General features: G+C 74.1%; 8 protein-coding genes. 6 read left to right on the plus strand and 2 right to left on the minus strand.

Annotated features, from left to right (window positions below; translation table 11 throughout):
* The first annotated feature begins 207 nt into the window (after positions 1-207).
* From ACFVU9_RS44810 to ACFVU9_RS44835, 6 genes are all read left to right on the plus strand, one after another.
* Positions 208-768, plus strand: a complete 561-nt coding sequence (locus tag ACFVU9_RS44810; RefSeq protein ID WP_380448637.1) for an RNA polymerase sigma factor — start codon at positions 208-210, stop codon at positions 766-768.
* Positions 769-788: 20 nt separating this feature from the next.
* Positions 789-1604, plus strand: a complete 816-nt coding sequence (locus ACFVU9_RS44815; RefSeq protein WP_387603758.1) for a zf-HC2 domain-containing protein — start codon at positions 789-791, stop codon at positions 1602-1604.
* A gap of 127 nt (positions 1605-1731) precedes the next feature.
* A complete protein-coding gene (locus ACFVU9_RS44820) occupies positions 1732-2541 on the plus strand; it encodes an ATP-binding cassette domain-containing protein (RefSeq protein ID WP_380448634.1) in 810 nt (269 codons plus the stop codon).
* Complete coding sequence (locus ACFVU9_RS44825; RefSeq protein ID WP_380510578.1) at positions 2538-3938, plus strand: hypothetical protein; 1401 nt, start codon at positions 2538-2540, stop codon at positions 3936-3938. Before ACFVU9_RS44820 ends, ACFVU9_RS44825 begins: the two co-directional genes overlap by 4 nt.
* Positions 3935-4501, plus strand: a complete 567-nt coding sequence (locus ACFVU9_RS44830) for a hypothetical protein (protein WP_380510581.1) — start codon at positions 3935-3937, stop codon at positions 4499-4501. Before ACFVU9_RS44825 ends, ACFVU9_RS44830 begins: the two co-directional genes overlap by 4 nt.
* 110 nt (positions 4502-4611) lie before the next feature.
* Positions 4612-6675, plus strand: a complete 2064-nt coding sequence (locus ACFVU9_RS44835; RefSeq protein WP_387603751.1) for a sensor histidine kinase — start codon at positions 4612-4614, stop codon at positions 6673-6675.
* A 24-nt stretch (positions 6676-6699) separates the two neighbouring features.
* Here the strand turns inward: ACFVU9_RS44835 and ACFVU9_RS44840 are convergent, their stop codons facing one another.
* Both ACFVU9_RS44840 and ACFVU9_RS44845 read right to left on the minus strand, forming a co-directional pair.
* On the minus strand, positions 6700-8229 hold the full coding sequence (locus ACFVU9_RS44840; RefSeq protein WP_387603753.1) for a DUF2207 family protein: 1530 nt from the start codon (positions 8227-8229) through the stop codon (positions 6700-6702).
* On the minus strand, positions 8226-8780 hold the full coding sequence (locus tag ACFVU9_RS44845; RefSeq protein WP_380510589.1) for a LemA family protein: 555 nt from the start codon (positions 8778-8780) through the stop codon (positions 8226-8228). The genes ACFVU9_RS44840 and ACFVU9_RS44845 overlap by 4 nt, the downstream gene beginning before the upstream one ends.
* Positions 8781-9361: the final 581 nt, after the last annotated feature.

Genomic DNA, 9361 nt, shown 5'->3' on the forward strand with positions numbered 1-9361 from the left:
CTGCAGGGGGGACCCTGTGGGAGAGTAGGACGCCGCCGAACAATCATTCAAGAAAAGCCCCTGATCCATTCGGATCAGGGGCTTTTCGCATTTCCCGAACACTCCGAAGGCCCCGAACACAACGCCCGGACACCCCGAGCGCCGCCGGCTGTGACGCAGGTCACGCCGAATCAAGAACCTGCACGCCGCATCCGGCGTCTGGCTGGTGTGAGATCACGCAGGAGAGCACTGGACGAGCTGGACGAGGAGCGACTCCTCCGCCTGGTGGCCAGAGGTGACCGCGGGGCGTTCGAGGAGCTGTACCGCCGGACGTCGCCGTGGCTGGCGGTGCGGTTGCGCCGTCGCTGTTCGGACGAGCAGATCGTCGCCGAGGTCATGCAGGAGACGTACCTGGCGGTGTGGCGCGCGGCCGGCGCTTTCGCCGGGAGCGCGGTGGGCGGGACGGCCGTCGGGTGGCTGTGGACGATCGCGGCGCGCCGGCTGGTGGACGCCTTCCGGCGTCGCGCGCACCACGCCGAACCGCCCGTCGCCGCCGCCGAGTCGGCGGTGGTGCCGGCGGCGGAGGAGGAGGCGCTCGCGGGGACCGTCGGCGGCGACGTCGGCGATGCGCTGCGTCGGCTGGCGCCGGAACTGCGGCAGGTCCTGCAGGCCATGGTGCTCGACGGGCTGTCCGTCCGGGAGACGGCCGTCCTGCTCAGGCTGCCCGAAGGGACCGTCAAGACGCGTGCCCGCAGGGCCCGGATCGCGATGCGGGAGGAACTGGCATGAGCACTGGCACAAGAGGTGGCATGAGCCCGGAACACGCGTCGGCGGGGCTCATCGCCGACTACGCGCGCGGTGACGTCGAACTGCCCGCGGACACGTTGTGGGCGCTGGAGTCCCACCTGGAGACGTGCGCGCCGTGCCGCGGGCGGTTGGCGGCCGCGGTCCCCGGCGAGGCACCCGGGATCGCCGCGCTCGTCGACTCCGTCCGGGCCGGTCTGGAACCGCAGTTGGCCGCCGCCGTCCGGGCGCCCGCCCGGCGACGCAGGCCCCGCTGGGTGACGGCCTGGCTGACGCCCGTCATGGCTCCCTGGCTGGCCATGACCGCCGCCGTCACACTGGCCGCTCTGCTGCTGGACGGGGGCGCGTCGTCGGCCACCCTCGGCAGCCCTTCGCTCCTGCTGCTGGTCGCGCCCGTGCTGCCGCTGTGCGGTGTGGCGGTGTCGTGGTCGCGCGGCCTGGATCCGGCGCACGAACTGACGGCGTCGACCGCCCGCGCCGGACTGCCCCTGCTCCTCCGCCGCACCGCGGCGGTGCTCGGCGTCGTGCTGCCGGGGCTGCTGGTGCACGGCTGGCTGACCGGGGCGATGACGGCCGCGCAATGGCTGCTGCCTTCCCTGGCCTTCACCTCCGCCGCCCTGGCGCTGGGCAGCGTCGTCGGGGTGACCCGCGCCGCCGCCGGACTGGCCGCCGTGTGGGGCGTCGCCGTCGTGGCACCCGCCTGGTTCACCCAGCGCGTTCCCGTCGTCCTGGAGGCGAACGTCCTGCCCCTGTGGGGACTGCTCCTCGCGCTCGGCGTCGGCGCCGTGGTCGCCCGTCGGAACGTCTACTCGGCTCTCTGAAGCCCTCGTTGACCCTCGAAGCCCAGAGCGTCGAAGCCCAGAGCGTCGAAACCCAGAGCCTCGAAACCCAGAGCCTCGAAACCCCAGACCTTCGAAACCCAATCGATGCCCCCGAAAGGGACCATCCATGACACCTGTGACGAGCGCGGTCGACATCGCGCCGAAGACCTACGCCTGGGAGGTCCGGGCCACCGGCCTCAGCGTGCGCGCCGGGCGGCGGAAGCTCGCCGTCGACGGGCTGGACCTCGCCCTGGGCACCGGCACCCACGGCCTCCTGGGGCCCAACGGCGCCGGAAAGACCACCCTGATCCGTGCCCTGGCCACCGTGCTCCGCCCCGCCGCCGGCTCGCTGGAGCTGCTCGGCACCCCCGTGAGCGCGCTGGGCGACCACCGGGCGCTGCGGCGCCGGATCGGCTACCTGCCCCAGGAGTTCGGCTACTACAAGCGCTTCACGGTGCGCGAGTTCGTCGAGTACATGGCCTGGCTGAAGGAGGTGCCGAAGGCGGACATTCCCGGGGCCGTCCAGCGGGCCGTGGAACGGGTCGGCCTCGCCGATCGCGCCGACCACCGGATGAAGACGCTGTCCGGCGGCATGGTGCGGCGGGCGGGCATCGCCCAGGCCATCGTCAACGACCCGACGGTGCTGCTGCTGGACGAGCCGACGGTCGGCCTGGACCCGGCGCAGCGGCTGCGGCTGCGCGAGCTGTTGCAGGAACTGGGCCGCGAGGCCTGCGTGATCGTCTCCACCCACCTGGTCGAGGACGTCGCGGCGGCCTGCTCCGACGTGGTGCTGTTCGCCGACGGCCGCCTCGTGTTCCAGGGCACGCCCGAGGCCCTGGCCGCGGCCGGTGGCCCCGAGCACCCGGGTGACAGTCCGCTGGAGCGCGGCTACTCGGCGCTGCTGAGCAACTCCGGGCAGCCGGGGGGTACGTGGTGAACGGGCGGGTGCTGCGGACCGAGCTGAAGCGCTCGGCCGCGCCGTGGGCCGGCGGCGTCGTGCTGCTGGGCAGCCTGGCGGTCTTCTTCCTGATCGACGGCATCTGGTGGCGGGGCAACGCGGGGTGGACGGCCCAGTGGACCACCATGGCCATGTGGACCCGGTACCTGCTGGGGTTCTGGTGGCCGCTGGTGGTGGGCCTGGGGGCGGCGTACGGGCTGCGCGACTCCCGCTCGCGGATGGGCGAGCTGCTGAGCACCACGCCGAGTCCGGCCTGGCGCCGCGCGGCGCTGCCGGCGGGCGCGATGTCGCTGGGGGTGTCCTGCGGTTTCGGGCTCCTGCTCATCGTGGGCGGGGTCGAAGTGGGCCTCGGCCGGACGACGTACATGTCCCTCGGCTGGCTGCCGATCTCTCTCGTGGCGGTGCTGGCCCTCGTCGCGGGGGCGGTCTTCGGCATGGGCGTCGCGCGGGCGCTCCCGTCCGTGCTCACGCCGCCCGCCTTGGTGGTGACCTTCCTGATGCTGGGGAGCCTCCTGCTGCGGCAGAGCGGCGACGGGGCCCTGCCGTCGGGCCTGGCGCCGAACCGGCTCGCCCTGTTCTCCCCGGTGACCGTGGATCCGCGGCAGATGCTGCTGACCCTGTCCGGCTCCGTGCACCTCGGCCAGACGCTCTGGCTGCTCGGTCTGCTGGGCACCGGCTTCGCCCTGCTGGCCGCCACGACGCGCCGGAGCCGGCTGCTCGGGGTGGTTCCCGTCCTGACCGGCGCGGCCCTGGCCCTGGCGGTTCTCCCGGCCGAGGCCCGCGACACCTACGTCGTCGACAAGGCGGCCGCCGCGCTCGTCTGCGACGGGCCGGTGTGCGTGACGCAGGCGAACCGCGACCGCCTGCCCGAGCTCTCGCTGCGCGGCAAGGAGGCGCTGCGCGTGCTGCACGACGTCCTCGGCGACACGGCGCCGACCTCGGTGCGGGAGGACACCGCGCTCTACGCGCTCGGCGCCGAACGCGCCCTCTCCGCCGACGTGGTGATGGTGGACTTCGACGAACGGCTGCTGCGCGACGCGACGGGTGAGCAGCTGACCCGCGTGCTGATCGGGAAGGGCCTGGCACCGACCTGCCACGGGGACAACGACCGGGAGGGCGGGGGCCGCCTCGGCGTCGCCGTCCAGAGCATCGCCGTGAGTTGGGCCCTCCACGACGCACGGTTCCAGCCGCTGGAGGACCGCGGCACCGAGGCGTACGAACTCACGACCTGGGCGGAGGCCGAGAACGCCTGGCAGAGGCTGACAGCACTGCCGCCGGCCGAGCAGCGCTCCCGGATCGCGGAACTGCGTGCCGCGACCGTCTCCTGTTCGGGCTACGGCCACCTCCGGGCACTGACCGGGGAGGCGGCCCGATGAGGTGGCTGACGCTGTACGCCCGTTCGCGCCAGGTGCCCGTGTCGGCCGCCGCGATCGCCCTCGTCACGGCGGCGCTCTGGGCCCTCGACGGTCCGGAGCACGCGGAGGTGGGGACGGCGATCCTCGTCCTGACCACGAACGTCGCCGCCGCCTCCGTCGGACTCGGCGGCCGGGACGTGACCCTGGAACGGACGGCCGCGATCCGCTGGGCGTCCCGCCGGGCGGCTCACGTCCTGCTCATCGGCCTGCTCACCGGCGCGGCCCTGCTGGCCGTCCAGGCGGCAGGAACACAATTGGCCCCCACGGCGGTGGTCGTCCGCGCCGCAGCGGGGCTGACCGGCCTGGCCGCCCTGGGCGCGGTCCTGTGCGGAGCCCACTTCGCCTGGACCCTCCCGGTCGGCTGGCTCGCCTTCACCCTCCTGACCCCATCCCCGCGCGGCACCGCAGGTGAGGTGCTCCACTGGATGACGTTTCCCCCCGACACCCCCGCCTCCACCGCGACGGCCCTCACCCTGCTGGCCCTCGGCACGACGCTGTACGCGGCGACCGGCCCGCGGGAGTAGGGGGGCCGGGCAGCGGCTGCCACCGGTCCCGTAGGAACCGGGACCGGTGGCCCGTGCGGTCGGGACACGGGCGCGGAGACCATGGGGAGGACCAGGGAGGCGGTGAGCGGATGAGCGGGTTCGGGAGCGGTGGTGGCCTGGGCGTGGGAGCCCTGGCGGTCGCCGCGGGCACGCTGGCGAGCGCCGCGGTGTGGTCGCTCCTCGCACTCACCCACCCGGGGACGGAGGGCGTCGGCGGACACTACTTCTACGACGGTGTCTGGGTCGCGCTCGGCCTGATCTTCACCCTCGCCGGGCTGTTCCTGGTGGTCAACGGCAACAGCCGGGCGCTCGGCACGCTCCTGGTGGTCAGCGGGCTGCTCCAGTCGCTGCGCATGGTGGTGCTCCTCGCCGCCGCGCTCGCCGGTGCCGGTCCGGCGGTCACGGGTGCGGTCATGGCGCTCGTGCTGGCCGCCGACATCGTCAACGCCTTCCTGGTGATCGGCTTCCCGCTCTGGCTCCCCGACGCCCGGCTGCCCGGCGGGATCTGGCGCTCGATCACCGTACTGGTGGCCGCCTGGAGCGCGGTGCTCGCGTTCGCCAACACCGCCCGGGTGCCCGCGTTCGACACCCTGCCCAACCCGCTCCACGGCACCGCGCTGTTCGCCTGGCTGGACGGCTGGCTCGGCCCGCACGGCATGGACGTGTTCGCGGGCAGCCTCGTGTTCACCCTGACGGTGGCCGGGGTCCGCTGGTGGCGCTCGCCCGGATCGCACCCGCACCTGTTCGAGGTCACGCTCGTCTACGGGGTGTGGGCCGCGCTGGCCACCGTCCCGCACTACCTCGGCGACTACCCCGCGTGGCTGCCGTACGCGGTCATCGTGGCCGGTGAGGCCGCCTGGATGCTGGTGCCGCTCGCCGCCTTCCGGCGCGACCGCCGGCTCTCCCTGGACCGGGTCACCCGGCGTTACCTGACCGCCTACGCCTTCTGCACGCTGCTGTTCGTCGTCGTGCTGCTCGCCGTCTACCTGACGCACCGCCTCCTGCCCGGCACCGGCACCGGCGCCCGGTGGTGGCAGCTGGCCACGGCAGGGGTCATCGGTGTGCTGCTGCGACCGGCCGCCCGGGGTGTGGAGCGCGCCGTGGACCGGTACTACTACGGCGAGCGGGCCCACCCGTACCAGCTGGTGCGGCAGCTGGCGGAGCGGATGAGCCATGCCGTCAATCCGGCGGACGCGCCGCCGCTGCTGTGCCGCACGGTCGTGGAGGCCCTCGGGCTTCCCGTTGCCGCCGTCCGGGTCCGGACCCGCTGCGGGCCGCGCGAACTGGCCCGGTTCGGGACGCCCGACCTGCCCGGTGAGGCCGTTCCCCCCGTGTACGAAGCCTTCCCGCTCACCTACGAGGGCGCCGGGATCGGCGAACTGCTGGTGCCACCGCGCCCCGGGCAGACCGAACTGGACCGGCAGGACCGCGCGGTGCTGAGCCTCCTCGCCGACCAGGCCTCGCCCGCGATCGCCTCGCTCGGCCTCTACCAGGACCTCCGGGCCAGCCGCGAGCGGCTCGTGCTGGCCCGCGAGGAGGAGCGGCGCCGGCTCCGCCACGACCTCCACGACGGTCTCGGCCCCGCCCTCTCCGGCCTGCGCCTGCGGATCGACACCGCCCTCTCCGGCCTGCCCGGCGGCTCCACCGCGGCCACCTCGCTCACCGAGGCGTCCACGGGCATCGGCCGGGCGATCACCGAACTGCGCCGGATCACCGACGGCCTGGCCCCCGCCTGCCTCGACGGCGAGGGCCTGGCTGGCGCGCTGCGGCAGCTCGCCGACACCTTCGGCAGCCGGTCGCTCAAGGTGACCCTCGACCTGCGCCCCGACCCGCTGCCCGCGCTCCCGGCCGCCGTCGAGGTCGCCGTCTACCGCATCAGCGGGGAGGCCCTCAACAACGTGGTCCGTCACTCCGGTGCGACCTCCGCCCGGCTCACGCTCCACGCCCCGGCCGACCGGGTCACCGTCGAGGTCGCCGACAACGGCACCGGCTTCCCCGGCGGTGGCTCCACGGCCGGCGGCGACTCGACGGCCGGGGTCGGCCTCCGCTCGATGGCCGAACGCGCCGAGGAACTCGGAGGGACGTTCACGGCCGCCAACGCCCCCGCCGGCGCCGTCGTCCGGGCCGTTCTCCCGCGCGGCCGCGCGGATTGACCACGGCCGGCGGGTGGGTCGCGGTCAGGTGGCGGCGGGCTCCGCCGACCTGACCGCCCGGGTGCCCGGCGACACCGACAGACGGACCACCCTTCCCGGCGCGAGCTCCGGTGCCCCGGCCGGCAGGGCCCAGGCGACGGTGCGGTCCGAGTCGCCCGTGTCCACCGCGAGGAACCGCGGCGCCTTCTCGCGCTTGCGCGGCTCCAGGCGCAGCACCTCGCCGGTGACGGTGAGCGGCGCGCGGCGCTCCAGGACGGCGAGGACCAGGTAGTAGCCGGTGACCGCGCCGAAGACGGCGATCGCGGCGGTCTCGCCCGGCAGGGGGCCCGAACCGTCCATGCCGTGGGTCAGCCAGCCGTGGCCGCTCGCGTAGTTGCCGGGCATCGTCGCGAGGAACGCCAGGAAGAGCGTCCACCGGCTGAAGCGGCCGGCCGCCGCCATCGCCAGCAGCCCGATGCCGACCCAGCCGAGGGTCAGCAGCAGGCCCGGGCGGCGCAGCGAGTGGCTCGCGTCGGGGCCGGACGTGACGGCCCACTCGGGCCGGCGCAGCGCCGCGAACAGGACCAGGCCGACGGCCACCACCGCTGCGGCGCCGGCCAGTCGGAGCAGTTGGGCGGGAGTCGCGCCGAAGCCGGGGCGAAGACGTGGGTAGCGGATCCGCACCGGGCGCCAGGCGCCCCCGTAGGAGGACCAGACGCGCCGCTTGTCGCCCGCGTCGAAGCCGAGCAGCCGGGAGGTCCGGGTGGTCACGCCGAGCGCCGCGCCGTACGCGAGGTAGCGGTCCCACACGGCGACGGACGCGGGCGGCAGCGGGGCGAAGTCCTCGTGCGCCCGCAGCCAGGCCTGGACGCCGGCCCAGTGTCCCGCCCGTTCCAGGCCGAGCCGCGTCGCGCGCTCGCCGAGCGCCCTGGCCAGCAGGTACATCAGCGGGACGGACGGGAGGACCCCGACCACGATCGCGGCGCGGATGTTGTGGCCGCCGGTGAGGCCGCCCAGCCCGAGGAGCACCCCCGGGCCGAAGGAGGCGACGGCCAGCGCACCGGACAGCAGCGGCGCGAACCGGGACCGGGAGAGCCCGCGCAGCCGGGCCTCGGCGACGATCTCCTTGCGCAGCGCGCCGTTCCACGAACTCGCGCGCTCCTGCGCGCGGAAGGCGATCGCACCGATCGGGGCGCCGGCTGCGCCCGCCTGCTCGGTGATCCGGGCGAGGACCCGCCGCTCGTACGGCGTCAGGTCGCCCGTGTCCGCCTCCGTGCCGGTGACGTGCACCGTGCTCTGCGCCGGGTCGTCCGCGGGCTGGCGCACCTCGACCAGGCCGCGCGCCGCGAGGTCGAGCAGGGTCGCCACGGCGGCGTGGTCCACGGAGCGCCACCGGTTGGTCAGCAGGGCCACGACGGCCGGCCGCTCCGGTTCGGGGCCGAACTCCTGCGTGGCGGGGGCCGCGTGCACGGCGCCGTTCCGGGTGGCCACGAGGGCGAGCCCGAAGGCGGCGAGCCAGAGCACGAACAGGCCGGCGGCGGACCAGTAGAACTGGTCCTCAAGGCTCATGCTCATGCGAAGGTCACCCGCGGCGCCTCCTGGGCGGCGGCCCCGGCCTCGAAGTACTCCCGGCGCCCGTGCGCGCCGCCGATCCCGGAGACGACGTTGCCCGGGAAACTCTCCAGCGCGGTGTGGTAGCTCTGGACGGCGCTGTTGTAGAACTGCCGCGCGTAGGCGATCTTGTCCTCGGCGGTGGCCAACTCGGCCTGCAGCGTGGCGAAGTGGCGGTCGGCCTTGAGCTGCGGGTAGTTCTCGCCCAGGGCGGTCAGCTTGCCGAGCGAGGCGGTCAGCACGTCCTCCGCGGCCGCCTTGCCGGCGACCCCGAGACCGGCGTCCGTCGCGGCCCCGCGGGCGGTCACGACCGCCTCCAGCGTGGCCCGCTCGTGCGCCGCGTACCCGCGGGCGCCCTCGACCAGGTTGGGTATCAGCTCGTGCCGGCGCTTCAACTGGACGTCGATCTGCGCCCAGGACGCCTGCGTCTGATTCCGGAGCCGGACCAGCCGGTTGTACGTCCGGACCACCCACCACACCAGCGCCACTGCCAGTACGGCGACGATTCCACCCACGACGACACCCACGATGCCCCCCGATAAACGTGACCTCGTGTTCCGGCCGATCCGGTAGGTCGGGCAGATCCTAGGCGTGCTAACCGGTCGGGTGTTGCGAATAAGTGAGGGAGCCGGCCACGACCGGACCCGGGCCGGGTGGCACGGTCGGCGCCCCGCGGCCGCCGCTCCGGGGTCGCGTGGTCGGACCGGCCGCGAGCTGGGCATTTTGTGTCCGACGCGGAGTAGGAGTACTGTCAGTCAGCCGCTTGGCAGGGAGCACCGGACACGCATCGGCGCGGACGGTCCCGGGGCGGCCAATCCTCTGAAACACCACTTCCCGGTCCGGGCCGGGTCGCGTCCTGTCGCGGCTCGGTGCGTATTTGGCATGTGTGTTTATCGGGATTGTGGCCTGACTTCGGTCGGATTCGCTTTTCGGAGCGGGGATCGGCTAGAGTTCAGGACGTCGGACGGGGCGTAAAGCTCCGGTCAAGACGGCAGCAAGTCGGATGACGAAGCCCCGGAAAACGGAGCGGAAAACATCTGATAAGCTGGAAACACGAAAGAACGAAGCGCCCGGAGGGCCCGCTGGAAGGCGGCTC

The sequence above is a fragment of the Kitasatospora sp. NPDC057936 genome (assembly GCF_042887525.1).
GTDB lineage: Bacteria > Actinomycetota > Actinomycetes > Streptomycetales > Streptomycetaceae > Kitasatospora.

Excerpts from the sequence above, each read along its gene's own strand:
- ACFVU9_RS44815 (WP_387603758.1), top strand. The coding sequence starts at position 789 with ATGAGCCCGGAACACGCGTCGGCGGGGCTCATCGCCGACTACGCGCGC.
- ACFVU9_RS44820 (WP_380448634.1), top strand. The coding sequence starts at position 1,732 with ATGACACCTGTGACGAGCGCGGTCGACATCGCGCCGAAGACCTACGCC.
- ACFVU9_RS44830 (WP_380510581.1), top strand. The coding sequence starts at position 3,935 with ATGAGGTGGCTGACGCTGTACGCCCGTTCGCGCCAGGTGCCCGTGTCG.
- ACFVU9_RS44835 (WP_387603751.1), top strand. The coding sequence starts at position 4,612 with ATGAGCGGGTTCGGGAGCGGTGGTGGCCTGGGCGTGGGAGCCCTGGCG.
- ACFVU9_RS44840 (WP_387603753.1), bottom strand. The coding sequence starts at position 8,229 with ATGAGCATGAGCCTTGAGGACCAGTTCTACTGGTCCGCCGCCGGCCTG.